The sequence below is a fragment of the Caballeronia sp. LZ024 genome (assembly GCF_031451455.1).
Classification (GTDB): domain Bacteria; phylum Pseudomonadota; class Gammaproteobacteria; order Burkholderiales; family Burkholderiaceae; genus Caballeronia; species Caballeronia telluris.
In genome coordinates this window covers 322,981-348,746 of the sequence record NZ_JARUXL010000001.1, presented here as the reverse complement: position 1 = coordinate 348,746, position 25,766 = coordinate 322,981, and the positions used below count along the sequence as shown (strand labels likewise).

Here is a 25,766-nt window from a genome sequence, read left to right as displayed (position 1 = left end):
GAGAAAAGACCGGAGTGTCGACATGGCGCTGATCAACCTCGAAGCGCGCTAGTGCTGTGGCACGTCGTTGACCTCATGCGCGGGGCCACGTGCATCGACGCTCGCCAGTTCGCGATGGAAGACCGGGTAGCACAGGCCGGCGAGCACGCCGCCCGTCAGCGGCGCCGCCCAGAACAGCCACAGCTCGTCGAGCGCCCAGCCGCCTGTGATGAGCGCGGGTCCCGTCGAGCGCGCCGGATTGATCGATGCGCCGGTGACGGGCGCCGTAAAGGCGTAGATCATGATCAGCGCCAGCCCGATGGCAAACGGACTGCATGTGCTAGAGGCGCGTCTTCCGGCGAGCACCAGATTCATCGTCACGAACACGAAGGTCATGGCCGCTTCGACGATAAATGCGGCCTGCAGCGTGAAGCTTCCCGGCGAGTGACTGTCGAACCCGTTCGCACCAAGACCCGACTGATAGAACTCAAAGCCCGGTCTTGCGCGCATCAAGAGATAGAGCAAACCGGCGCCCGCGACCGCGCCGACGACCTGCGCGAGAATATAGGGCACGAGGGAGCTGATCGGAAAGCGATTGGCCGCCGCGAACCCGACCGTCACAGCGGGATTGAAATGGGCGCCCGAGACAGGGCCGAGTACATAGGAAGCCGTGATGAAAGCAAACCCGAACATGAAGGGTTGTCCCAAGAGCCCCGGATAAGAGGCGAAATAACCGGAGGCAAGCACGCCGGAGCCGCATCCCATGAAAACGAGCCAGAAGGTTCCCGCACATTCTGCTGCCAGTATTCCAATCAGGTTCTTCGTCGGGGTCATCGGCCACAAGCGATCCAGCAGCGGAAGCGAACGCGTCCGCGCGGGCATCAAGTTAGTGAAACCAAGAGTTTGACCAGACATCCGAATCCGCAACATCAGATTGATCCGAATATGGTCTTATCGTTGATATGGGACATCCGAATGCACCATTCAGGCGAGTCCGATCTGTTGCAAATAGGCGATCAGCTCGAACTCGTTTTCAAGACCCAGCTTGCGCATGGCGCTGCGTCGTTGCGTGGCGATCGTCTTGTTGCTCCGTCCGAACTGACGCGCGATCTCGGCCATTCGCATGCCGCTCGCGTATAGCCGAAAGACTTCCCATTCGCGCGCGCTCAAGGTGCCGGCACGAGCGGGCGCCCACGCCGGTTCGGCGGCCAGCAACTCGGTTGCGTGCGCCGACGCGAATCGCCGCCCGCCACTGATCGCCGTGATCGCCTCGCTCAACGAAGGCAGTGTGTCGCGCTTGTCGACGACGCCTTCCACGCCCAGATTGAGCAACCCTGCCAGCATCTGCGCATGCGCGATCATGGTGACCGCGACGATATGAGGACGTGGCACCTGCCGGACCAACCGCTTGAGGAACGCGATGGAGTTGCTCTCGCCGTTCACGCCCCGCATGCCGATGTCCGAAAACACAAAGTCGCACGGGACGTCCGAAACAAGCGTGGCGAGCCCTGCCGCGTCCCTGGCGGTCGCCACGACCTCGACCCGCCGGTCTTGTCGCAGATACGCACAAATTCCATCCAGGACCACCGGATGATCGTCGGCAACAATGACTCGGATTTTCTTATCCATTGTTTTTGTCGTTGTCGGTGCATCGAAACGGCGAGCTTTCTATCTGGACCGCCTCTTGTCTCCGTCCAGCTCGCCGCATGAATCCATGATTGCCCGCGCGGCACGCGGGTTCGTGCGAACCTACGTCCGGCGCAGTTGCACGAGTCCGCTGTCGAAGGCGAACCGATAGAGCTCCGCGTCCGTCGACAGATCGAGCTTGCGCATGGCCGCGCATTTCTGCGCGCTGATCGTCTTCACGCTGCGCCCGAGTTCCTTCGCGATTTCCGTCACGTTTCCACCCTTTGCGTAGCGCGCGATCACGTCGAGTTCCCGGCGGGTCAACTTCTTGCGGATCAGATCCACTCGATTCGCCACGTTCGCGTCGGCGAGCAGCGCGCGCACGGACGGCCCGAGGTAGTCTTCCTGCGCCAGTACGGTGACGATGGCAACGTAAATCAGTTCGAGCCGGTCCTGCTTGCTCACGACCGCATTCGCGCCCGCTTCGAGCGCCTGCCCGATCAGATCGGCGTCGGTCATCATCGATAGAACGACTTTCGCCGCCTGAGGATGACGGCTCGTGAGGTGCCTGATGAGGGCGAGTCCGTCGCCGTACTTACCGCCGGGCATGAAGAAATCCATGATCACGACGTCGCACTCGACAGTCGCAAGCGCTTCTACCAGCTCGGTTGCGTCCTTTGCCCGACACACGATCTCGATGTTCGGAATGTTGGCAATCAACTTCTCGATGGCGAGGATGACGAGCGGATGGTCGTCCGCTACCGCGAGTCGAATTCTCTTATTGAACGCATGCATTTACCCGCTCCTCATTCCGGGTGTTTTCTGGATTACCTTCGTCGCCCAGAACACAATGAAGCTTGGACGCCGCGGGATAAAACGCGCGTAAGCATCAGACGTCGACGCATCCTCGAACGGAAGAAACGTCCCAAAATTGCTAAGAATTTTCATAACTTCAGGTCAAGCCGTGGGCACGCGCGAACGCAAACAAGCCGGGGTCGTTGCGCACGCCGAGCTTGCTCATCGCGTCGCGTTTCTGGCGGCTGATCGTGCGAACATCGCGATCCAGTTCCCGGGCGATCTCGGTGATCGACATTCCGCTCGCGAACATCCGGACGACCTCCAGTTCTCGCGGCGACAGTCGCGGCCCTTCCGCGAGCGCATCTGTTTCCGCACCCGCGACCGCCAGAGCCGCAACGATGGACGTACTCAGATACCGCCGCCCGACGCCAGCAAAGCGGACAGCGGCGGCCAGTTCGTCCATCGACTCGACCTTGTTGAGCAGGCTGAGCGCACCGGCGTTCAGGATGGAACGCAGGATCGCGACGTTGCTCATGCTCGTGAGCACGACGATACGGATGGCGGGCCAATCCCGGCACACGCGGCGAATCAGACGCAGGCCATCCTCTGGCTGCGAACCTTGCTCCGGCATGGCGAAATCGGTCACGAGCACATCGCAAGGCGTGGTGCTGAGCAACGAAATCAATGCCGTGGCATTCACGGCCTCACCCACGATGGTCAGGCTCTCGTCGGTGTTGAACGTCGCACGAATTCCGAGTAGCACGAACGGATGATCATCCGCCAAGACAACACGTAACTTCAAAGCTGCCCTCTCAGTTTCTTATTTTGTTTTTCACCAATCCGAGCTTCAATCCAAAGGACAGTGTGTTTAGTCAATTGCGTTTTCATCAGTAGCCTAAGAAATGCGCTGATTGGAATCATTTCAGGCCACTCAGGAGCACGCATTTGCAAAGAAACGCCCTGCCGTTGGTTCTGCCAGAGTAGACGTCGGTAATTTTCTTCTCCATACGATTTCTCCTATTTCCGAACGGCTATCCGTGTCAGGTCCGTCGGGGAGACGCTAATATAGGAGGCCGTCGCCGACCAACCTATAAGCAAAGGACTATTCGATGTGCGCGCTTAAAAATGCCGCCGGATAATCGATCAAATCGACATCAACTGTCACAGACTCGTCAATTTTTTAGGCGAATGCGAATGCGCGCGTGGTTTTAAAGAGGATACCCAAGCTATTTCACGGCTCGAATACAACGATTAAGACCGCATAGGAATTTGTCAAAAAGAGAGTTAAAAAAAGCCCGTGACGATGACGTCACGGGCTTTTCAAGAATGCGTAGCGATTTAGAACGGGATGTCGTCGTCCATCTCGTCGAAGCCGCCGCCAGCCGGCGCGCTCGGACGGCTCGATCCGCCGCCGCCACTTGCCGGACGGCCGGCCGCGGGCGCGCGACCGCCGCCGCCGCTGCGTTCCGCGGGCGCGCTGCGGCTGTATCCGCTGTCGTCGGCGCCGCCCGCACCGCCGCGGCCGCCGAGCATCTGCATCTGATCAGCGACGATTTCGGTCGAATAGCGTTCCTGCCCCGCCTGATCCGTCCATTTGCGCGTGCGGATGCGGCCCTCGATATACACCGACGAACCCTTCTTCAGGTACTCGTTCACGATTTCCGCGAGACGCCCGAAGAACGACACGCGATGCCACTCCGTGAGTTCCTTCATTTCCCCGGACGACTTGTCCTTGTAGCGGTCGGTCGTCGCGAGACGAATGTTGGCTACGGCGTCGCCGCTCGGCAGGTAGCGGGTTTCCGGGTCGGCGCCCAGATTGCCGACGAGAATGACCTTGTTGACGGATGCCATGATTTCTCCTGTTGATTCGATACTTTGCCGCCGGCTGCGCCGCACGATGCGCAAGAGACTTCGCTACTCCGAAGTCCCGCTTTTCGTCGCCGCACCGGCTTGAATCCGATTGACTGTGATTGCGATTAAACCGTGCGCTGGACCTTGCGCGGCGGCGCCTTCATGTTCGCCGCCACCACGAGCCACGCGAGCACCAGCGCGGAACACGCGTAGAACACCGCGCTTTGCCCGTCCACCTTCAGCAGCCAGCCCCCGATCACGCCGCCGAGCGCGAGCCCGATCGACTGAGTGGTGTTGTAGACGCCCGCCGCCGCGCCCTTGCGCGTGCCGGGCGCGAGCTTCGACACGAGCGACGGCTGCGACGCCTCCAGCACGTTGAAGCCGAGAAAGTACACGAACAGAATCGCGGCCACCGACCATAGCGTATGAGGAGCGGCGCCCAATAACAACTGGCCGATCAGGATAAGCGCGATCGCGCTCAGCATGACGCTCTTCATTTTTCCACGTTTCTCGGCGGCGATGATCGCGGGCACCATCATCACGAACGCGAGCCCCATCACCGGCAGGTAAATCTTCCAGTGCGACGCGACCGGCAGGCCGCCCGCTTCCAGAATGCGCGGCACGACGAGAAAAAGCGCCGTCTGCGTGGCGTGCAGCACGAGCACGCCGAAGTTGAGACGCAGCAGTTCGACGTTGTGCAGCACTTCGGCGAACGGCGCCTTCACGTGGACGGGATGCGTCGGCGGATCGGGTACGACCCACAGCACGACGCCCACCGCGAAAATCGACAGCACGCCGATCACCGTGAACAGTCCGCTCATGCCGACCCAGTGGAAGACGATCGGCGCGCCCACGATCGCCACCGCGAACGATACGCCGATGCTCGCGCCGACCATCGCCATCGCCTTGGTGCGGTTTTCCTCCGACGTGAGATCGGCGATGAACGCGATCACCGCCGACGACACCGCGCCCATGCCCTGGATCACGCGCCCGGCGATGATCCACGTCATCGAATGGCCGGCGGCCGCGACGAAACTGCCGATCGCGAACACGACGAGCCCGAACGCGATGACCGGCTTGCGGCCGAACTTGTCCGAGACCCAGCCGTAGAAGATATAGAGCATCGACTGCGTGACGCCGTAGGCGCCGAGCGCGAGACCGACGAGAAACACGTTGTCACCGCCGGGGATGGTTTTCGCGTAGATCGAAAACACCGGCATGATCATGAAGAGGCCGAGCATCCGCAGCGCGAAGATCGCGGCGAGCGACACGGTCGCGCGAAGTTCGGGCGCGCTCAGACGTGAAGACGTGGCAGACGGATTGGACATCAGAAGCGGGAAATGTAAGGGAAACGCGTTGGCCCGAAACGCAGAAGCTCGATGAAACCGGGCGCGGCCGCCTTGTCCTCGGTCGAAACGGCACAATATGGGACGCACTGCACTGGCGCACCGCGCAGCCGGCAAGGTCTTCGCTCGAAGCCCGCCGGATCCCCGCGAGCAGCCGTTCCGGCGCTTGACTGGCGCTCTCGGGCGCAGGTACGGCGCCCTTGAAAAGTCGTTATAGTAGCAGGTTTAGCCCCCTCACTTTCCGCCCGGTTCATGGAAGAAATCCGTATTCGTGGGGCTCGCACCCACAACCTCAAAAACGTCAGTCTCGACCTGCCGCGTCACAAGCTGATCGTGATTACGGGCCTGTCCGGATCGGGCAAGTCGTCGCTCGCGTTCGATACGCTGTACGCTGAGGGTCAGCGCCGCTATGTCGAAAGTCTGTCTGCTTACGCCCGGCAATTCCTGCAGTTGATGGAAAAGCCCGACGTCGATCTGATCGAGGGCCTTTCGCCCGCCATTTCGATCGAGCAGAAGGCCACGTCCCACAATCCGCGCTCGACGGTCGGCACCGTCACGGAAATCCACGACTATCTGCGCCTTTTGTATGCGCGCGTCGGCACGCCTTATTGTCCCGATCACCACATTCCGCTGGAAGCGCAAAGCGTCTCGCAGATGGTCGACGCCGCGCTCGCGCTGCCCGAGGAAACCAAGCTGATGATCCTCGCGCCCGTGGTCGCGGACCGCAAGGGCGAGCATGTCGAGCTGTTCGAGGAAATGCAGGCGCAGGGTTTCATCCGCTTCCGGATCCGCTCGGGCGGCGGCACGGCGAACGAAGGCGTCGCGAAAATCTACGAAGTCGACTCGCTGCCGAAGCTGAAGAAGAACGACAAGCACACGATCGACGTCGTCATCGACCGGCTGAAGGTGCGTCCCGACATGAAGCAGCGGCTCGCGGAATCATTCGAGACGGCGCTGCGTCTCGCCGACGGCCGCGCGATCGCGCTCGAAATGGACACCGACCGCGAGAAGCTCTTCAGCTCGAAATTCGCGTGCCCCGTTTGCTCGTATTCGTTGCAGGAGCTGGAGCCGCGGCTCTTCTCGTTCAACAATCCGATGGGCGCGTGCCCGGAATGCGACGGACTCGGCCAGATCACCTTCTTCGACCCGAAGCGGGTGGTCGCGCATCCGTCGCTATCGCTCGCGGCAGGCGCCGTGAAGGGCTGGGACCGGCGCAACCAGTTCTATTTCCAGATGCTGCAAAGTCTCGCGGCATTCTACGAATTCGACATCGAGCAAGCGGTCGAGGACCTGCCCGAGAAAGTTCGCAAAATCCTGCTGTTCGGCTCGGGCAAGACGCTCATCCCGTTCTCGTACATCAACGAGCGCGGCCGGACCTCGGTGCGCGAGCACGCGTTCGAAGGGATCATCCCGAATCTGGAGCGCCGTTATCGCGAAACCGATTCGACCGCCGTGCGCGAGGAGCTCGCCAAATACCAGAACAACCAGCCGTGCCCGGCCTGCGAAGGCACGCGGCTGCGTCGCGAAGCGCGTCACGTGAAGGTCGGCACCGGCGACGAAGCCCGCGGCATCTTCGAAGTGAGCGGCTGGCCGTTGCGCGACACGCTCGGCTATTTCCAGACGCTCACGCTCGAGGGCGCGAAGCGCGAAATCGCCGACAAGGTCGTGAAGGAAATCGTCGCGCGGCTGTCGTTTTTGAATAACGTCGGGCTGGATTACCTGTCGCTCGAACGCAGCGCCGAAACGCTGTCCGGCGGCGAGGCGCAGCGCATCCGGCTCGCGTCGCAGATCGGCTCGGGGCTCACCGGCGTCATGTACGTGCTCGACGAGCCGTCGATCGGCCTGCACCAGCGCGACAACGACCGGCTGATCGGCACGCTCAAGCATCTGCGCGACATCGGCAATTCGGTGATCGTCGTCGAGCACGACGAGGACATGATCCGCATGGCCGATTACGTCGTCGACATGGGCCCGGGCGCGGGCGAGCACGGCGGCGTGATCGTGGCGCAAGGCACGCCGGCGCAGGTTCAGAACGATCCGAACTCGGTCACCGGCCAGTATCTGTCCGGCAAGCGCGGGATCGGCTATCCCGCCGAGCGCACCGCGCCCGACGAGCGGCGACTGCGCATCGTCGAGGCCTACGGCAACAATCTCAAGAACGTCTCGCTCGACCTGCCGGTCGGCCTGTTGACCTGCGTGACGGGCGTGTCCGGCTCGGGCAAGTCGACGCTCATCAACGACACGCTCTACCACGCGGTCGCGCAACACCTGTACGGCTCGGCGACGGAGCCGGCGCCCTACGAATCGATCGAAGGGCTGGAGCATTTCGACAAGGTGATCGCCGTCGATCAATCGCCGATCGGCCGCACGCCGCGCTCGAATCCGGCCACTTACACCGGTCTTTTCACGCCGATCCGCGAACTGTTCGCGGGCGTGCCGGCGGCGAAGGAGCGCGGCTACGATCCCGGCCGCTTCTCGTTCAACGTGAAGGGCGGCCGCTGCGAAGCGTGCCAGGGCGACGGCGTGCTGAAGGTGGAAATGCACTTCCTGCCCGACGTCTACGTGCCGTGCGACGTCTGCCACGGCAAGCGCTACAACCGCGAGACGCTCGACATCCAGTACAAGGGCAAGAACATCAGCGAAGTGCTCGACATGACGGTCGAGTCGGCGCACGAATTCTTCCGGCCGGTGCCGGTGGTCGCGCGCAAGCTGAAGACGCTGCTCGACGTCGGGCTCGGCTACATTCGCCTCGGCCAGTCGGCGACCACGCTGTCGGGCGGCGAAGCGCAGCGCGTCAAGCTCTCGCTGGAACTGAGCAAGCGTGACACCGGTCGGACACTCTATATCCTCGACGAACCGACTACCGGGCTGCACTTCCACGATATCGCGCTGCTGCTCGAAGTGATTCACCGGCTGCGCGATCAAGGCAATACTGTCGTCATCATCGAGCATAATCTCGACGTGATCAAAACCGCCGACTGGGTCATCGACCTCGGGCCGGAAGGCGGAGCCGGCGGCGGGCAGATCATCGCCCAGGGGACGCCGGAGCAGGTCGCGAAGTCGAAGGCCAGTTTTACCGGCCGATATCTGGCACCGCTGTTGCAACGGGCGAAATCGGCGGCCTGATGTGCAGCCGGGTTGCCGCCTGAGCGTCATGGGCGGCGGCGCGGGGAAACTGAAGCCCGGCTGCATGAGCAAGCGACGAAAATGAGCCGCACCTCCGGGTGGCGGCGGTGATAAACGCTGTTGGCGTCAGGAGATGGGAAGCGGTCATGGCAAAGCGCAACGAAGCGCCCGACGAGCGGCGGGTCCGGGACCTGCCCGCCCGGCCGGTCAGACTGACGAGCGACATGAGTTTGCCGAAGCTGTCGGCGGTGGAAATCGGCAGCTATCTCGTGGCGTTTCTTGCCATGTACCTCGTGTTGCAGCTGAAGCTGCTCGGCGGCCTGCTCGCGGGGATGCTCGTCTACCAGCTCGTGCACATGATCGCGCCGTTCATCGAAAAGCGGATGACGAGCGGACGCGCGCGGCTCGTCGCGGTGGTGCTGCTCTCCGCCGTGATCATCGGCGGGCTGACGGGCGCGACGGTCGCCACCATCCAGCATTTCGAGCACGACGTCCCGAGCCTGCAAAAGCTGCTCGACCAGTTGCTCACGATCACGTCGCACGCGCGCCTGCGCGTGCCGGAATGGGTCGGCAACTATCTGCCCGTCGATTCCGAGCAGATGAAGGACAAGGCCACTCAGCTGATGCATCAGCACGCCGAGCAATTGCAGCAGGGCGGCAAGGAGATGGCGCGCGGCTTCGGGCATATCCTGATCGGCATGATCATCGGCGCGATCATCGCGGTGGGCGCGCCGAAAACCTCGCACCGGCTGCCGCTTTCCACCGCGCTCGTCACCCGCGTCTCGCGCTTTTCCGACGCCTTCCGCCGCATCGTCTTTGCGCAAATCAAGATTTCGGCGATCAACGCCGTATTCACCGCGATGTATTTGCTGATCGCGCTGCCGATCTTTCACGAGCGCCTGCCGCTCTCGAAGACGCTCGTCCTGGTCACGTTCATCGTCGGATTGCTGCCGGTGATCGGCAATCTGATCTCGAACACGATCATCGTCGCGATTTCGCTTTCCGTGTCGTTCGGGACGGCTGTCGCGTCGCTCGCGTTTCTGATCCTGATTCACAAGCTCGAATACTTCCTGAACGCACGGATCATCGGCGGACAGATCGAGGCGCGCGCGTGGGAACTGCTGCTCGCGATGCTCGCGATGGAAGCGGCGTTCGGCTTGCCCGGCGTGATCGCCGCGCCGATCTTCTACGCCTATATCAAGCGCGAACTGATTTATCTGCGGCTGGTTTGAGCTTCACGCAGCGTCGCGCGAAAAAAATGGCCGCCTTTCGAAGGCGGCCATTTTCATTGCGACGGCAAAAATTCAGCGGAACACCACCGTCTTGCTTCCGTTCAACACGATGCGGTGCTCGACATGCCATTTCACCGCGCGCGCGAGCGTCACGCATTCGACGTCGCGGCCGATCGCCGTCAGTTGATCCGGCGCCATGCTGTGATCGACGCGCTCCACTTCCTGCTCGATGATCGGACCTTCGTCGAGATCCGTCGTTACGTAGTGCGCGGTCGCGCCGATCAGCTTCACGCCGCGGTCGAACGCCTGGTAATACGGCTTCGCGCCCTTGAAGCTCGGCAAAAACGAGTGGTGGATATTGATCGCGTGGCCCGCGAGCTTCTCGCACATTTGCGGCGACAGAATCTGCATGTAGCGCGCGAGCACGACGAGATCGACGTCATGCTGTTCGACGATTTCCATCACGCGCGCTTCCTGCGCGGCCTTCGCCTGCGGGGTGGACGACGTCAGCGGCAGATGGTGAAACGGAATGTCGTAGCTCGCGGCGAGCTGATAAAAATCCTTGTGATTCGAGACGATCGCCGGAATCTCGATCTGCAACTGGCCGGTGCGATAGCGAAACAGCAGGTCGTTCAGGCAATGCCCGATCTTCGACACCATGATCACCACGCGCGGCTTCACCGACGCGTCGTGCAATTCCCAGCGCATGCCGAACTCGTCGGCGAGTTCGGTGAACGACTTGCGCAACGCCTCCAGCCCCGGATCGCCGCCGACCTGCTGGAAATGCACGCGCATGAAGAATTCGCCGGTGTGGCTGTCGCCGAACTGCGCCGAATCGAGGATATTGCTGCCGAGGTTGAACAGAAACCCGGACACCGCATGCACGATGCCGGGCCGGTCCGGGCACGACAACTTCAAAATGAAACTATGTTCGGTCGACATGAACCGGTCACTCCTGGCGTGATATTTAGAACTCGGGCGAGGCGTAGATCGCCGCGATGCCTTCGCAGGCTTCCTCGTCGATCCAGCGGCGCCGCAGCAGGCAATCGAGCGTCGCGAGACTTGCGTCGACGGTGAGCGCGCCCTCTTCGATCCAGCGCGCCACTTCGTCGATGCGCGCAAGCCGGTGTTCGCCGACTTCGCCGTCCTGGTTGCGCGGTGCGAAATCGGCGGGCAGCGTGACGTCGAAGACGAAAATCTGTTCCGCCTGCGTGCCTTCCGGCAGCGTCTGCAAAACGTGAAACGTGCCGCCGCGCGTCGCGCGCGCCGCGAGTTCGGGCGTCATGCCCGCTTCTTCCCAGCATTCCTTCGCGAGCGTCGCCTCGATGCCCATTCCCCAGCCGATGCCGCCCGCGACGACGTTGTCGAGCATGCCGGGATCGGTCGCCTTGGTCTCGCTGCGGCGCGCGATCCACAACTGCGGCGCGCTATCGTCATATTCTACGATGCCGTTCAGATGCACCGCGTAGGTCATCGTCCCGAAGAAGCGCGACGCCGCGCGTTCGATGAACGCGAGCGGCGCGGCGTCGAAGTGGTTGCGGATCGCGTAGGTTTCGTCGCGCCAGCCCGGGATGCGGCCTTCCGCGGCGAGCATGCCGATCACCGCGCCGAGCGCGGCGCTGCGGGCGCCGACGGAATCGAACGAGTGAGAGAGCCGAACGGACGAAGCGTCGATTTCGAAGACGTCTGGCCAGCACGCGAGCAAATCGACATCGCCGCGACGCACCCAGCCGACGCGCTCGTCGCCGATGAAAAACGGCCGATGCGCGGCGGGATCGAAGCGGCGGGCGGCGGCGATCGAAGGCAGGGACATGGAAACTCCGGCGGCGCCAGGCGGCGAAAAGCCGGCAATTGTAGCGTGCGAGGCCTTCCGGCGACGCGCGCTCAGTCCTTCAGCGCGACGCGAATCCCGAGCGCGATGAACGTCGCGCCTGCCAGGCGGTCGAGCCACACGCCCACGCGCGGCCGGCGCTTGAGCCACGCGCCGATCATCCCGGCGCAGAAGCCGAACGCCGAAAACACGACGACTGTCTGCAGCATGAACAACGCGCCGAGTTCGAACATCTGGAGCATCACGCTCTGGCCGCCGTGCGGATTGACGAACTGCGGCAGGAAGACGATGAAAAAGAGCGTCACCTTCGGATTCAGCATGTTGCCGATCACGCTTTGCCGGAACACCGTCGACAGCGCCTGCGCGGGGCGTTCGTGCGCGGTGGCAAGCCCTCGGCTCGTCAGCGCCTTGATGCCGATCCACACGAGATAGGCAGCGCCCGCAAGCTTCACGACTTCGAACGCGACCGGCGACGAGCGCAGCAACGCCGCGACGCCGAGCGCGGCGAGCGTCGTGTGGAAACTGATGCCGGCGGCGAATCCGAGCGCCGCGACGAGCCCGGCCGCGCGTCCCTGCGAGATGCCGCGTGCGAGCACCTGGAGATTGTCGGGACCGGGCGCGACCGTGATCGCAACCGATGCAGCGAGAAAGAGCAGGAAATTCGGCATCGCTTCAGTGCCCCGCGAACTCGCACACGGTGTAGAGCGGCACGCCGCCCTCGCGCAAGAGCGCCGAGCCGCCGAGATCCGGCAGATCGATGATCGCCGCGGCTTCCACGACCGTCGCGGCCAGGCGCTTGAGCAAGCGCGTGCCCGCCATCATCGTGCCGCCGGTCGCGACGAGATCGTCGACGAGCACCACGCGATCGCCCGGCTTCACGGCGTCCTCGTGGATTTCGACGGTCGCGCTCGCGTATTCCAGTTCGTACGACTCCGAGAGCGTCCTGTACGGCAGCTTGCCTTTCTTTCTGATCGGCACGAAGCCGAGGCTCAGTTCATACGCGAGAATCGGCCCGATGATGAAACCGCGCGCGTCGAGCCCCGCAATGGCGTCGAGCTTCGCGTCGATATAGCGCTGCACGAACAGGTCGATCAGCGTGCGCAGCGCGCGGCGGTCCTGCAGCACCGGCGTGATGTCGCGGAACTGCACGCCCGGCTGCGGCCAGTCGTCGATCGTGCGCACGCGGTCCTTGATGAATTGCGCGGCCTCGCGCGCGGCGGTCGATGGGATGCTCGACATGGTGTCTCCGGGGAACATGGCGCTCGGCATTCGAGCGTGCGGAATCAGGCGGCTCGGCGATGGCGCGACAACCGCTCTTCGGCCTGCGCCAGTTCTTCGGGCAGGCCGCGCAACACGACGATGTCCTTCGCGCGCAGCTTGGTTTCGGGGTCCGGCTCGACGCCGCGAATGCCGTGACGCCGGATCGCGGTCACTTCGATGCCGTCGCCGACGAGCCCAAGCGTTTCGAGCGTCTGGCCGACCGCGTCCGAGTTCTCGTCGATCGGCACCGATTGTAGCCGCACCTGCTCGTGACCATCGTCGTCGTCGAGGTCGTCGGCGCCGCGGAAATAGCCGCGCAGCAGGCTGTAGCGCTCGTCGCGCATTTCCTCGACGCGCCGCACGACGCGCCGCATCGGCACGCCCATCAGCACGAGCGTATGCGACGCGAGCATCAGGCTGCCCTCGACGATCTCCGGAATCACTTCCGTCGCGCCCGCCGCGATCAGCTTTTCCAGATCGGCGTCGTCGACGGTGCGCACGATCACGGGCAACGTCGGCTGAAGCTCGTGGATGTTGTGCAGCACGCGCATCGCGGACGGCGTGTTCGCATACGTAATCGCGACCGTCGCCGCGCGGTGCAGGCCCGCGGCGAGCAACGATTCGCGACGCCCGGCGTCGCCGAATACGACCGATTCGCCCGCCGCCGCGGCCGCCGCGACGCGATCCGGGTCGAGATCGAGCGCCACATAGGACAAGCCCTCGTGCTCCAGCATCCGCGCGAGATTCTGCCCGGCGCGGCCGTAGCCGCAGATGATCACGTGGCCGCTCTGCTTGAGGCTCTGCGTCGCGATCTTCGTCATCTGCAACGATTGCAGCATCCATTCCGTCGACGACAACCTGAGCACGATCCGGTCCGCGTTCTGGATGATGAACGGCGCGGCGAGCATCGAGAGCAGCATCGCGGAGAGGATCGCCTGCAGCAGCACCGGCTCGACGAGATGCGCGTCCAAAATCAGGTTCAGCAGCACAAAGCCGAATTCGCCCGCCTGCGCCAGATAAAGACCCGTGCGCATCGCGACGCCCGGCCGCGCGCCGAAGAGCCGCGCGAGCCCGGTGATCATCACGGCCTTCAGCAGGATCGGCACGATCAGGAACGCGAGCACGAGGAGCGGATGCTCCCAGATCACGCGCGGGTTGAGCAGCATGCCGGTCGTCACGAAGAAGAGGCCGAGCAGCACGTCGCGAAACGGCTTGATGTCCTCTTCCACCTGATGCCGGTAAGGCGTCTCGGCGATCAGCATGCCCGCGATGAACGCGCCGAGCGCGAGCGACAGCCCGAACTTGTCGGTGATGAACGCCGCGCCGAGCGTCACCAGCAAGAGGTTCAGCATGAAGAGCTCTTGCGAGCGCCGCCGCGCGACGAGATCGAACCAGCGCGTCATGAACTTCTGGCCGATGAAGAGCAGCACCGTCAGCGCGACGACGATCTTCACCGCCGCGATGCCGAGCCACATCGCGAGCTGCGACGACTGGCCGTTGCCGAACGCCGCGATGATGATGAGCAGCGGCACGACGATGAGGTCCTGGAACAGCAGCACGCCGAAGATGTTGCGGCCGTGCTCCGCTTCGAGTTCGAGCCGCTCGGCGAGCAGCTTGCTGACGATCGCCGTCGACGACATGGAAAGCGCGCCGCCGAGCGCGAAACTCGCCTGCCACGACATGTTCATCCAGAAGCTCGCGATCCAGCCGAAGAACATCGCGAAGGCGATCGTCCCCGCAACCTGGCACGCGCCGAGTCCGAACACGATGCGGCGCATCGCGCGTAATTTCGATAGCGAGAATTCCAGCCCGATGGAAAACATCAGGAACACGACGCCGAATTCGGCGAGATGCTGCGCGCCGCCGCTGTCCGGCACGATGCGCAGCGCATTCGGCCCGACGACGATGCCGACCGCCAGATAGCCGAGCATCGGCGGCAGGTTCAGAAACCGGAACACGACGACTCCCGCCACCGAGCACAGCAGCAGCAACAGCGTCATTTCAAGCGGCGATGTCATCCGTCTAGCGTCCTCGTTTGTCGGCGGAACCGCTCGCGCGGCACGCGCGCAGTTCTCGGGGATGGCCTTTTGCGGCAGGCCTTTCGGGGGGCGGATGAGCGGCGGCGAGCCGCTGGGTGTCCGGCGCGGCGAAGAAACGCCTTTGTTATACTCCGCGAATGATAGCGAAAATCAATGGCGACCGGGCACTCGCGCTGGCTCGCACCGTACTCGACATCGAAGCCGACGCCGTCCGCGGGCTCGCAGATCTTCTCGACCACAACTTCACCGGCGCCGTCGAACTGCTGCTCGGCTGCCGCGGCCGCGTGGTCGTGTCGGGTATCGGCAAGTCGGGGCATGTGGCGCGCAAGTTCGCCGCGACGCTCGCCAGCACGGGCACGCCCGCGTTCTTCGTGCATCCCGCCGAAGCCAGCCACGGCGACCTCGGCATGGTCACCTCCGACGACATCTTCATCGCGATGTCGAACTCCGGCGAGACCGAAGAACTCGTCGCGATCCTGCCGCTCATCAAGCGTCTCGGCGCCAAGCTGATCGCGATCACGGGCCGTCCCGAATCGAGCCTCGCGCAACTCGCCGACATGCACCTGAACGCGCGCGTCGAAAAGGAAGCTTGCCCGCTGAATCTCGCGCCCACCGCCAGCACGACCGCGGCGCTCGCGCTCGGCGACGCGCTCGCGGTCGCGGTGCTCGACGCGCGCGGCTTCGGCCCCGACGACTTCGCGCGCTCGCATCCGGGCGGCGCGCTCGGCCGGCGCCTGCTCACCTACGTGCGCGACGTGATGCGCGTGGGCGACGACGTGCCGCAAGTGCCGCTCGATGCAACCGTCGCCGACGCGCTCTTCCAGATCACCGACAAGCGCATGGGCATGACGGCCGTCGTGAACGCGAAAGGCCACGTCGAAGGCATTTTCACCGACGGCGACCTGCGCCGCGTGCTGCAGCGCGACGGCGATTTCCGCGCGCTGTCGCTCGTCGACGTCATGACGCGCAACCCGCGCACGATCGCGCCGGACCATCTCGCCGTCGAGGCCGTGGAACTGATGGAGCGCCACCGCATCAATCAGATGCTGGTCGTCGATGAAAACGCGACGCTGATCGGCGCCCTGAACATGCACGACCTCTTCTCCAAGAAGGTGATTTGATGGCGCAGAAGCCTTCCGCCGCCAGCGCAGCGCCGGCCGCCACGGGCACGGCAGCCGAGCGCGCGAGCCGCATCAAGCTGATGATTTTCGACGTCGACGGCGTTTTTACCGACGGCAGCCTCTTCTTCAACGCCGACGGCGACGCGATGAAGTCGTTCAATTCGCTCGACGGCTACGGCGTGAAGATGCTGGAACGAATCGGCGTGCAGACGGCGATCATCACCGGGCGCCAGTCGGGCATCGTCGCGGCGCGGGTGCGCGAACTCTCGATCACGCATCTCTATCAGGGCGTGGACGACAAGACCGTCGCGCTCGCCGAACTGCTGCAGAAGACCGGCATCGCCGCGTCCGAATGCGGCTACATGGGCGACGACTGGCCCGATCTCGCGGTCATGCGCTTGTGCGGCTTCGCGGCCGCGCCGGCCAACGCGCATCCGGAAGTGATCCAGCGCGTGCACTGGGTCGCCGAGGCGCGCGGCGGCCACGGCGCGGTGCGCGAAGTGTGCGACGCGATCGCGCGCGCGCAGCATCGTTACGACGAACTGCTCGCCGCCGCGATGGGAGCCTGACGCGATGCAGCGCCCAGGCCGACTCACTTCGCTCCTGCCGCTCGTCGCGGTGGCCGCGCTCGCGGGCATCACGTACTGGCTCTTGCAGGCGACGCTGCCACAGTCGGGGCCGGCGCCCGAGCAGCCGAAGCGCCACACGGCGGACTATTTCGCCGACAACTTTTCCGTCTCCGAACTCGACACGACCGGCACGACGCAATATCGCCTCACCGCGAAGTCGATGGTCCATTATGAAGACGACGAGAACAGCGACCTCACGCTGCCCGCGATGCGCATGTTCCAGCCGCAGAAGCCGCAAGTGACCGCGACCTCCGAGCGCGGCACGGTGAACGGCGACGTCTCGATCGTCGATCTTTACGACAACGCGCGCATCCTGCGCGTGGCGGGCTACGGCGATCCGCAGATGCAGGCCGATTCCCAGCATTTCCGTATCTTCGTCAATGACGATGTCATCGAAACGGAAAAGCCGGTTAAACTTCAGCGCGGTCCGTCCGTGATGACGGCCAACGGCATGAACTACAACAACGTGACCCGGGAAATGAAGCTCTTTGGTAACGTGCGCGGCGCGATCGCCTCGACCGATATCAACGGCGGCTCTTCCAAGTAATCCCGGCAATCCCATCCCAAGTGTGACTGCATGAACGAAACGTTCCCTCGTCCCGATTCCGGCTGTCCGCGCGAGGCGCTTTCGCGCCGCGCGCGCCGCGCCGCGCAGCTCGGGCTCGCGGCCGCACTCGTCGCGCTGCCGATCGCGGGCTTTGCCCCGGCAGCCCACGCGGAACGCGCCGACCGCGACAAGCCGCTCAACATCGAAGCGGACAACATGTCCTACGACGACCTGAAGCAGAAGAACATCTTCATCGGGCACGTCGTCGCGACCAAGGGCACGATCGTGATCAAGGCCGACCGTGTCGAAGTGACGCAAGACCCGCAGGGCTACCAGTACGCAACCGGCACCTCGACCGGCAACAACCTGTCGTACTTCCGCCAGAAGCGCGACGGCCTCGACGAGTACATCGAAGGCAATGCCGTGCGTATCGACTACGACGGCAAGCAGGACCTGACCACGCTCACGACGCGTGCGGTCGTACGCCGGCTGGTCGGCCTGACGAAGATCCAGGACGAAGTCCACGGCAGCGTGATCACCTACGACGGCCAGAAGGACTTCTACACCGCGAAGGCGGGCTCCGACGTCGCAGGCCCCGGCAACCCGACCGGCCGCGTGCGCGCCATGCTCTCGCCGCGCAACGGCAACGCCGCGCCGCTCAACGGGTCGCCCGCCACGCTCGCTCCTTCCACCACCATTCAGGGAACGCCGCAGCAGTGAACTCGCCCGCCATGCCCCATCGCAAGCCGGCCGGTGAATCGAGTTCGCTCGCCGTCCGCAATCTTAAAAAGCGCTACGGCTCGCGCACGGTCGTCAAGGACGTGTCGCTCGACGTGAAGAGCGGCGAAGTCGTCGGGCTGCTCGGCCCGAACGGCGCGGGCAAGACGACGTCGTTCTACATGATCGTCGGCCTGGTGCCGCTCGACGAGGGCGAAATCGCGCTCGACGGCACCTCGATCAGCCTCCTGCCGATTCACCAGCGCGCGAAACTCGGGCTGTCGTATCTGCCGCAGGAAGCCTCGGTTTTTCGCAAGCTGACCGTCGAGCAGAACATTCGCGCCGTGCTCGAACTGCAAACGACCGAGGCCGGCAAGCGGCTCACGAAGGACGCCATCACGCAGCGCGCCGAAGCGCTCCTCGACGAACTTCAGATCGCGCATCTGCGTGACAATCCGGCGCTGTCGCTCTCCGGCGGCGAGCGGCGACGCGTCGAAATCGCCCGCGCGCTCGCGACCAATCCGGCGTTCATCCTGCTCGACGAGCCGTTCGCGGGCGTCGATCCGATCGCCGTGCTGGAAATCCAGAAGATCGTCAAGTTTCTGAAGCAGCGCAACATCGGCGTACTCATCACGGATCACAACGTGCGCGAAACGCTCGGCATCTGCGACCACGCGTACATCATCAGCGACGGCAGCGTGCTCGCCGCCGGCGCGCCGAGCGAGATCATCGAAAACGAAAGCGTGCGCCGCGTGTATCTCGGCGAGCACTTCCGCATGTGACCGGTGCACCGCCGCGGATTACTGCACCGCGGCATCGCGAGTTGCAAATCTTACGTGCCGCCCGCGAGCGGGCACGGCTGTTTTTGCGAAATCCCGCGAGGTTTCGCGCGCGTGGCAAACTCTCTACAATGATTAAAACTTTGCCATGAAAGCCAGCCTCCAACTCCGCCTATCGCAGCATCTTGCGCTGACCCCGCAACTGCAGCAGTCCATCCGGCTGCTACAGTTGTCGACGCTCGAACTGCAACAAGAGGTCGCGATGGCGGTCGCGCAGAATCCGCTGCTCGAAAACGAGGACGACTGGATCGCCAGTCCGCTGCGCGTCGCCGCCGACGGCTCGCTCATCACCTCGGCGAACACGTCGAGCGCGCCGCCCGAGCCGCTGATGAACAACGGCTCGACGAGCAGCACGTCCACATCCGAACGATCGGAAAACGGCGAGCCACAGGGCGTCGACGAATACAACGGCCTCGGCGCGGACGGCGCCGCGGATTCGAATTCGTGGAATCTGGAAGACTACGGCCGCTCGAACACCGGTTCCGACGACGACGATCTCCCGCCGCTGCAAATCCACGAGTCCACCACCACGCTGCGCGATCATCTGACCGCGCAGTTGCGCATGACGCAGGCGAACCAGCGCGACCGCGCGCTCATTACGTTCCTGATCGAATCACTCGACGAAGACGGTTATCTCACTTCGTCGCTGGACGAAGTGCAGCAGGATTTGCCGGACGAACTCGAAGTCGATGTCGACGAACTCAGCGCCGCGCTGGCGCTCCTGCAAAGCTTCGATCCGCCGGGCGTCGGCGGGCGCTCGGCTTCGGAATGCCTGAAGCTGCAGTTGCTGCGGCTCGATCCATCAGCGACGCGCACGCTCGCGCTGGAAATCGTCACACATCATCTCGAACTGCTTGCCGCGCGCGACTTCACGCGTCTGCGCAAGCAACTCAAGGCCAGCGACGACGCCCTGCGCGATGCGCACGCGCTCATCCGGTCGCTCGAGCCGTTTCCGGGCGCGGCGTACGGCAAGAGCGAAGCGGATTACGTCGTGCCGGACATTCTGGTGCGCAAGACCACGGGCGGCTGGACCGCCGAACTCAATCCGGAGATCGTTCCGCGCCTGCGGATCAACCATCTATACGCGAACATTCTGCGCAACAACCGGGGCGATCCGGGCAGCGGATCACTGCGTCAGCAGCTTCAGGAAGCGCGCTGGCTCATCAAGAATATTCAGCAGAGGTTTGAGACAATTCTGCGTGTCGCGCAGGCAATTGTTGAGCGTCAAAAGAACTTTTTTGCACATGGCGAAATTGCCATGCGGCCCTTGGTTTTGAGGGAAATTGCTGATACGCTGGGTTTACACGAGTCGACGGTTTCGCGTGTGACGACCGGCAAGTACATGCTCACCCCATTTGGGACGCTTGAATTTAAGTACTTCTTTGGATCGCACGTTTCGACCGACACAGGAGGCGCGGCATCGTCCACGGCGATCCGGGCCCTCATCAAGCAACTGATAGGAGTGGAAGACTCCAAATCTCCTCTTTCAGACAGCCGCATCGCCGAACTGCTGGCGGAACAGGGATTCGTGGTCGCGCGGCGCACTGTCGCGAAATATCGCGAAGCTCTGAAAATCCCCGCGGTGAATCTGCGCAAGTCTCTGTGACACGTCTCTGTAGCCCGCTGCATTTCGCGGCGGGCCTTTACCGGCCGCATCGCGGTAAGCGCGAACGAGCCGGCCGATGCGTCCCGTTTTTCACGCGCGCCCGGACGGCGTAGCAAACGGGCAGCAGGGCCGACCGGTTTCAGCCGCGCTGTCGCGATCCACGGCCACTAGCTTGGAGAGCAACTATGAATCTGAAGATCAGTGGACACCACCTCGAATTGACGCCTGCGTTGCGCGAGTACGTGATCACCAAACTCGACAGGGTGCTCCGTCATTTCGATCAAGTGATCGACGGCAATGTGGTCCTCTCGGTCGACAATCATAGGGAAAAGGACAAGCGGCAAAAGGTGGAAATCAACCTGCACCTGAAGGGCAAGGACATTTTCATCGAGAGTTGTGACGCTGATATGTACGCAGCGATCGACCTGATGGTGGACAAGCTGGACCGCCAGGTCATCAAGCACAAGGACAAGATTCAAGGCCACGCGCACGAGGCCGCGAAGTATCGTGCGGAACCCCAGGAACTCGAAGCCCCGTCGCCGTGATTTTGCCGGCCAAACGAAGCGCCTGATGCATCGCGCAACAATTCGAAGGATTATTCGAATTTCGTGATTGAGCAAAGGAAGGGTGCAACCTGGCACGAGCCGCCTGAACCCAGGCGGCTTTTTTGTTGCACGCCAGGTTCAAGTCGTTGATTTCCGGGCGAATTGACCGTTGCGAAAAGGTGCCCGAAGTCGATGGCGCGCTGCACCATCACGATTGCGCTGTCATATAATGAACCGGTTATTATCGAATTCCACTATCGGACCGCGCCAGCGAGCGCTGTTCCTTCCAAACATCGCCGTGAGCGCTTTCGATCAGTCGCCACGATGAGGAGAATTCAGGCCACGCATCAGCCTGCCAACATGAATCGTTTAGCCAAATTTCTTCCCCTCGAAAACGTCGTTCTCGGACTGACCGTCACCAGCAAGAAACGCGTATTCGAGCAAGCCGGGCTGATTTTCGAGAACCAGAACGGCGTCGCCCGCAGCACCGTCACGGACAATCTTTTCGCACGCGAGCGCCTCGGTTCGACCGGTCTCGGCGAAGGCGTCGCGATCCCGCACGGGCGCATCAAGGGTCTGAAGCAGCCGATCGCCGCCTTCGTGCGCCTGGCCGAACCGATCGCATTCGAATCGCCGGACGGCCAGCCGGTGTCGCTGCTCATCTTCCTGCTCGTTCCCGAGCAGGCCACGCAGCAGCATCTTGAAATTCTGTCGGAGATCGCACAACTGCTCTCCGACACGCAAGCGCGTGAACGCCTCAACAAGGAAGAGAATCGTGAAGCGCTGTATCAGGTGCTCACGCAGTGGCAGCCGTAAATCCAGCTTCGGCGGCACGCACGGCCTGACCGGGCGGCCGCGGGCCGGCTCGCGCGGGCCGGGCTTCTGGGGCACAATCGGTTCAATGGAGCGGACTGCGATGGGCTCGGGTGCGAGCCCCGGAACAGAAGCCCGCTCCCGGCTTCCAACGGAGTTCCGGACTCATGGATACGTCCAGCATCAACGCCCAGAGCATTTTCGACGACAACGCGGCCGCGCTGAAACTCAGCTGGCTGACGGGTCACGAAGGCTGGGAACGCGGCTTTTCGAGCGAGACGGTCGCGAACGCTACATCGAGTGCCGATCTCGTCGGCCACTTGAACCTGATTCACCCGAACCGTATCCAGGTGCTCGGCGACGCCGAGATCAACTACTACCAACGCCAATCCGACGAAGACCGCTCGCGCAACATGGCCGAGCTGATCGCGCTCGAGCCGCCGTTTCTCGTGGTCGCGGGCGAAGTCGGCGCACCGCCGGAACTGGTCTTGCGCTGCACCCGCTCGTCGACGCCGCTTTTCACCACGCGCATGTCGGCGGCAGCGGTCATCGACAGTTTGCGGCTCTACATGTCGCGCATTCTCGCGCCGCGCGCGACGCTGCACGGCGTGTTCCTCGACATCCTCGGGATGGGCGTGCTGCTCACCGGCGACTCCGGCCTCGGTAAGAGCGAACTGGGGCTGGAACTGATCAGCCGCGGCCACGGGCTGGTGGCGGACGACGCCGTCGATTTCGTGCGCCTCGGCCCGGATTTCGTCGAAGGGCGCTGCCCGCCGCTGTTGCAGAATCTGCTCGAGGTGCGCGGCCTGGGCCTGCTCGACATCAAGACGATCTTCGGTGAAACCGCGGTGCGGCGAAAAATGAAGCTCAAGCTGATCGTGCAACTCGTGCGCCGGCCGGACGGCGAATTCCAACGCTTGCCGCTGGAAAGCCAGACCGTCGACGTGCTCGGCCTGCCGATCAGCAAGGTCACGATTCAGGTCGCGGCCGGGCGAAATCTCGCCGTGCTGGTCGAAGCGGCGGTGCGCAACACGATCCTGCAACTGCGCGGCATCGACACGTTGCGCGACTTCATGGACCGTCAGCGGCTTGCGATGCAGGACCCCGACAGCCAGTTTCCAGGCAAACTGATCTGACCGCGCGAGCGCCGCGCCAAAGCACGCCGCGCGCGGTTCCTGCGACAAATCCGCGCATCATTGCAGGTGCTAAGATAAAGCGAACGAGTCGAACTCCATGCGTATCATTCTGATCACCGGCATTTCCGGTTCCGGCAAGTCCGTCGCGCTGAACGCTCTGGAAGACGGCGGCTACTATTGCGTCGACAACCTGCCGCCGCGCTTTCTGCCCGAGCTCGCCCGATATCTCGCCAGCGTCGGACAGACGCATCTCGCCGTCGCCATCGACGCGCGCTCGAGCGTCTCGCTCGACGATGTCCCCGCGATCATCCGCGATCTTTCCGTCGCCTACGACCTGCGCGTGCTGTTCCTGAACGCGAGCACGCAGTCGCTCATTCAGCGCTTTTCCGAAACCCGCCGCCGTCATCCGCTCTCGGGCTCGCCCGCGCACGACGCCGACGTCGGCCTCCTGAAGTCGCTCGCCGAAGCCATCGAGCGCGAGCGCGAACTCGTCTGGGGTCTCGCGGAGTTCGGGCATCAGATCGACACGAGCAATCTGCGCGCGAACGTGCTGCGCGCGTGGGTGAAGAGCTTCATCGAGCAGGAATCGGCGGGACTCACGCTGATGTTCGAGTCGTTCGGATTCAAGCGCGGCGTGCCGCTCGACGCCGATTTCGTGTTCGACGTCCGCACGCTGCCGAACCCGTACTACGACCGCGAACTGCGACCGCTGACGGGTCTCGACCAGCCGGTCATCGAATATCTGTCGGCGCAGCCGATGGTGCATCAGATGATCGACGACATCGGCACGTTCATTGCGAAATGGCTGCCGCAGTTTCGCGACGACAACCGCAGTTATCTCACCGTCGCGATCGGCTGCACGGGCGGCCAGCATCGCTCGGTGTTCATCGCCCAGGCGCTCGCCGCGCGCTTTAACGACAAGGCGAAAGTAATCGTGCGGCATCGCGACGCGCCCATCGCGGTCGATGGCAGCGCGGCGCACACGCCAACCTGATCGCCGTCGCGGCGATCAAACCTGGAGGCGCGCGATGTCTTCCAATCCCGTTCTCGCCGACTTGCCGCTGTTCCCGCTTCACACCGTCCTGTTTCCGGGCGGCCTTTTGCCGCTCAAGATCTTCGAGGCGCGCTATCTCGATATGGCGCGCGAATGTCTGCGCGAGAAGACGCCGTTCGGCGTGTGTCTCCTGAAAAGCGGCAACGAGATCGCGTCGCCGGGCGATCCTTCCGTGCCGGAAAGTGTCGGCTGCCTGGCCGAGATCAACGAATGCGATGTCGACACGTTCGGCCTGCTGCTCGTTCAGGCGCGCGGAACGCAGCGGTTCCGGCTGCTTTCGCATCGCGTCGAGCCGAGCAATCTGATCGTGGGCATGGCGGAACTGATCGGTGAGGACGCGCCGCTTCAGGGCGTCGAGGCGCTCGCGAAGTTCGGCGCGTGCGCGGAAGTGCTGGAACGCATTATCGAGACGATCAAGGAACGCGATCCGCAGAACCTTCCTTTCGCCGAGCCCTTCCTCTTCGACGACCCGACGTGGGTCTCGAATCGTCTGTCCGAAATCCTGCCGATTCCAATGCGCGCGCGGCAAAAAATGATGGAACTGGAGGACGCGGCGGCGCGCATCGACGTCGTGCATCACTACATGCAGCATCATCAACTGCTTTAGATCAGCGATCCTTGCAGCGCGTCGAGCAGTTTCCTCACCGGCGCGGGCAAGCCGAACGCGTCGATCCCGGAAAGCGGCGCCCAGACCGTTTCGCCGTTCGCCGCCTGAACACGCGCGCCGCCCACTTGCGCGAGACGCGGCTCGATATCCAGCTTGAAGTGCGTGAACGTGTGCGTGAGCGGCGCAAGCCGATGCAGTTCTTCCGTGCCGCCAAAGCCCTGCGCGACGACCGCGAGCGCGTCTTCGCCGGCGGCTTCGGGCAGGCTCCAGAGGCCGCCCCAGATGCCCGTCGGCGGGCGTTTTTCCAGCAGCACGGCGTCGCCGTCCTTTAGCACCAGCATCCAGGTTTTCTTCGTCGGCACCGTCTTTTTAGGACGCGCCGCCGGCAATTCGCGCTGCCGTCCGCTCACCTTCGCCACGCCATCCGCCGCGAACGGACAGCGCGCGCAATCCGGCTTGCCGCGCACGCACAGCGTCGCGCCGAGGTCCATCAGGCCTTGCGTGTACGCGGTGACGTCGTCGGGATGCGCGGCGTCCGGCAACAGCGATTCGGCGAGCGTCCACATCGCGTTCTCGACGCGCTTTTCGCCTGGAAAACCGTCGATGCCGAACACGCGCGCGAGCACGCGCTTCACGTTGCCGTCGAGGATCGTCGCCCGCGCGCCGAACGCGAACGACGCGATCGCCGCCGCCGTCGAGCGGCCGATGCCCGGCAATTCCGCGAGTTCGTCGACGGTTTGTGGAAACGCGCCGCCATATTCCTGCGACACGACCTGCGCGCACCGATGCAGATTGCGCGCGCGCGAGTAGTAGCCGAGGCCGGCCCAGAGCGCCATCACGTCGTCAAGCGGCGCGGCGGCGAGCGCGTTCACATCGGGAAAGCGCGCGAGAAAACGCGCGTAGTACGGAATCACCGTCGATACCTGCGTCTGCTGCAGCATGATTTCCGACAGCCAGATCCAGTACGGATCGCGCGTGTTTTGCCACGGCAGGTCGTGGCGACCATGAACGCGTTGCCACGCGATCAGGCGCGTGGAGAAATCGGCGAGTGCGAGCATCGGAGC

General features: G+C 63.5%; 25 protein-coding genes. 13 read left to right on the top strand and 12 right to left on the bottom strand.

Annotation, left to right across the window (positions count from 1 at the left end; all coding sequences use genetic code 11):
• Positions 1-48: 48 nt before the first annotated feature.
• The 6 genes from QCE48_RS01685 to QCE48_RS01660 all read right to left on the bottom strand — a co-directional run bounded on the left by QCE48_RS01685 (position 49) and on the right by QCE48_RS01660 (position 5,582).
• Positions 49-894, bottom strand: a complete 846-nt coding sequence (locus tag QCE48_RS01685; protein ID WP_309786467.1) for an aquaporin — start codon at positions 892-894, stop codon at positions 49-51.
• A gap of 69 nt (positions 895-963) precedes the next feature.
• Complete coding sequence (locus tag QCE48_RS01680) at positions 964-1,608, bottom strand: response regulator transcription factor (protein WP_309786468.1); 645 nt, start codon at positions 1,606-1,608, stop codon at positions 964-966.
• 120 nt (positions 1,609-1,728) lie between these two features.
• A complete protein-coding gene (locus QCE48_RS01675) occupies positions 1,729-2,400 on the bottom strand; it encodes a response regulator transcription factor (RefSeq protein WP_309786469.1) in 672 nt (223 codons plus the stop codon).
• Positions 2,401-2,557: 157 nt separating this feature from the next.
• Entirely contained in the window at positions 2,558-3,187 is a 630-nt protein-coding gene (locus QCE48_RS01670) for a response regulator transcription factor (protein WP_309786470.1), read from the bottom strand.
• Positions 3,188-3,741: 554 nt separating this feature from the next.
• Complete coding sequence (locus QCE48_RS01665; protein ID WP_309786471.1) at positions 3,742-4,254, bottom strand: single-stranded DNA-binding protein; 513 nt, start codon at positions 4,252-4,254, stop codon at positions 3,742-3,744.
• 125 nt (positions 4,255-4,379) lie between these two features.
• Positions 4,380-5,582 carry an MFS transporter gene (locus QCE48_RS01660; protein WP_309786472.1) on the bottom strand — a complete coding sequence of 401 codons (1,203 nt, stop codon included), beginning with the start codon at positions 5,580-5,582 and terminating at the stop codon, positions 4,380-4,382.
• Positions 5,583-5,852: 270 nt separating this feature from the next.
• On the opposite strand from QCE48_RS01660, the gene uvrA reads away from it, so the two are divergent.
• Together uvrA and QCE48_RS01650 are read left to right on the top strand one after the other, a co-directional pair.
• Complete coding sequence (uvrA, locus tag QCE48_RS01655) at positions 5,853-8,726, top strand: excinuclease ABC subunit UvrA (protein ID WP_309786473.1); 2,874 nt, start codon at positions 5,853-5,855, stop codon at positions 8,724-8,726.
• A 146-nt stretch (positions 8,727-8,872) separates the two neighbouring features.
• Positions 8,873-9,958: an AI-2E family transporter gene (locus tag QCE48_RS01650; RefSeq protein WP_309786474.1), complete on the top strand. Its 1,086-nt coding sequence runs from the start codon at positions 8,873-8,875 to the stop codon at positions 9,956-9,958.
• 72 nt (positions 9,959-10,030) lie between these two features.
• Here QCE48_RS01650 and purU read toward each other — a convergent pair whose 3' ends face one another.
• From purU to QCE48_RS01625, 5 genes are all read right to left on the bottom strand, one after another.
• Positions 10,031-10,900, bottom strand: coding sequence for a formyltetrahydrofolate deformylase (gene purU, locus QCE48_RS01645; protein WP_309786475.1), 870 nt, complete (start codon positions 10,898-10,900; stop codon positions 10,031-10,033).
• Positions 10,901-10,925: 25 nt separating this feature from the next.
• On the bottom strand, positions 10,926-11,771 hold the full coding sequence (locus QCE48_RS01640; protein ID WP_309786477.1) for a DUF4743 domain-containing protein: 846 nt from the start codon (positions 11,769-11,771) through the stop codon (positions 10,926-10,928).
• Between the two features lie 71 nt (positions 11,772-11,842).
• Entirely contained in the window at positions 11,843-12,457 is a 615-nt protein-coding gene (locus tag QCE48_RS01635; protein WP_309786478.1) for a LysE family translocator, read from the bottom strand.
• A 4-nt stretch (positions 12,458-12,461) separates the two neighbouring features.
• On the bottom strand, positions 12,462-13,028 hold the full coding sequence (locus QCE48_RS01630; protein WP_309786479.1) for an adenine phosphoribosyltransferase: 567 nt from the start codon (positions 13,026-13,028) through the stop codon (positions 12,462-12,464).
• Between the two features lie 44 nt (positions 13,029-13,072).
• On the bottom strand, positions 13,073-15,067 hold the full coding sequence (locus QCE48_RS01625; protein WP_309786480.1) for a cation:proton antiporter: 1,995 nt from the start codon (positions 15,065-15,067) through the stop codon (positions 13,073-13,075).
• Between the two features lie 158 nt (positions 15,068-15,225).
• On the opposite strand from QCE48_RS01625, the gene kdsD reads away from it, so the two are divergent.
• The 11 genes from kdsD (at position 15,226) to QCE48_RS01570 (ending at position 24,702) form a co-directional block, all read left to right on the top strand.
• Entirely contained in the window at positions 15,226-16,209 is a 984-nt protein-coding gene (gene kdsD / locus QCE48_RS01620; RefSeq protein WP_309786481.1) for an arabinose 5-phosphate isomerase KdsD, read from the top strand.
• Positions 16,209-16,778, top strand: a complete 570-nt coding sequence (locus QCE48_RS01615; RefSeq protein ID WP_309786482.1) for an HAD family hydrolase — start codon at positions 16,209-16,211, stop codon at positions 16,776-16,778. The genes kdsD and QCE48_RS01615 overlap by 1 nt, the downstream gene beginning before the upstream one ends.
• A 4-nt stretch (positions 16,779-16,782) precedes the next feature.
• Positions 16,783-17,385 (top strand): LPS export ABC transporter periplasmic protein LptC, encoded by a 603-nt coding sequence (lptC, locus tag QCE48_RS01610; protein WP_309786483.1) that lies wholly within the window; start codon positions 16,783-16,785, stop codon positions 17,383-17,385.
• A gap of 30 nt (positions 17,386-17,415) precedes the next feature.
• Positions 17,416-18,105, top strand: coding sequence for a lipopolysaccharide transport periplasmic protein LptA (gene lptA, locus QCE48_RS01605; protein ID WP_087629314.1), 690 nt, complete (start codon positions 17,416-17,418; stop codon positions 18,103-18,105).
• An 11-nt stretch (positions 18,106-18,116) separates the two neighbouring features.
• Positions 18,117-18,884 carry an LPS export ABC transporter ATP-binding protein gene (gene lptB, locus QCE48_RS01600; protein ID WP_309786484.1) on the top strand — a complete coding sequence of 256 codons (768 nt, stop codon included), beginning with the start codon at positions 18,117-18,119 and terminating at the stop codon, positions 18,882-18,884.
• 145 nt (positions 18,885-19,029) lie between these two features.
• Complete coding sequence (locus tag QCE48_RS01595) at positions 19,030-20,547, top strand: RNA polymerase factor sigma-54 (RefSeq protein WP_309786485.1); 1,518 nt, start codon at positions 19,030-19,032, stop codon at positions 20,545-20,547.
• A gap of 185 nt (positions 20,548-20,732) precedes the next feature.
• Entirely contained in the window at positions 20,733-21,092 is a 360-nt protein-coding gene (hpf, locus tag QCE48_RS01590; protein WP_062639196.1) for a ribosome hibernation-promoting factor, HPF/YfiA family, read from the top strand.
• A gap of 324 nt (positions 21,093-21,416) precedes the next feature.
• Positions 21,417-21,908 (top strand): PTS IIA-like nitrogen regulatory protein PtsN, encoded by a 492-nt coding sequence (ptsN, locus tag QCE48_RS01585; RefSeq protein ID WP_309786486.1) that lies wholly within the window; start codon positions 21,417-21,419, stop codon positions 21,906-21,908.
• Between the two features lie 164 nt (positions 21,909-22,072).
• On the top strand, positions 22,073-23,041 hold the full coding sequence (gene hprK / locus QCE48_RS01580) for an HPr(Ser) kinase/phosphatase (protein ID WP_062639198.1): 969 nt from the start codon (positions 22,073-22,075) through the stop codon (positions 23,039-23,041).
• 97 nt (positions 23,042-23,138) lie between these two features.
• The gene (gene rapZ, locus QCE48_RS01575) at positions 23,139-24,035 is read left to right on the top strand and encodes an RNase adapter RapZ (protein WP_309786488.1); all 897 of its coding nucleotides are present in this window, start codon (positions 23,139-23,141) and stop codon (positions 24,033-24,035) included.
• A gap of 34 nt (positions 24,036-24,069) precedes the next feature.
• Positions 24,070-24,702 carry an LON peptidase substrate-binding domain-containing protein gene (locus QCE48_RS01570; protein ID WP_309786489.1) on the top strand — a complete coding sequence of 211 codons (633 nt, stop codon included), beginning with the start codon at positions 24,070-24,072 and terminating at the stop codon, positions 24,700-24,702.
• On the opposite strand, the gene mutY is transcribed toward QCE48_RS01570, so the two are convergent.
• Positions 24,699-25,760 (bottom strand): A/G-specific adenine glycosylase, encoded by a 1,062-nt coding sequence (gene mutY / locus QCE48_RS01565; RefSeq protein ID WP_309794064.1) that lies wholly within the window; start codon positions 25,758-25,760, stop codon positions 24,699-24,701. The two genes, QCE48_RS01570 and mutY, sit on opposite strands and share 4 nt — an antisense overlap.
• Positions 25,761-25,766 lie beyond the last annotated feature (6 nt).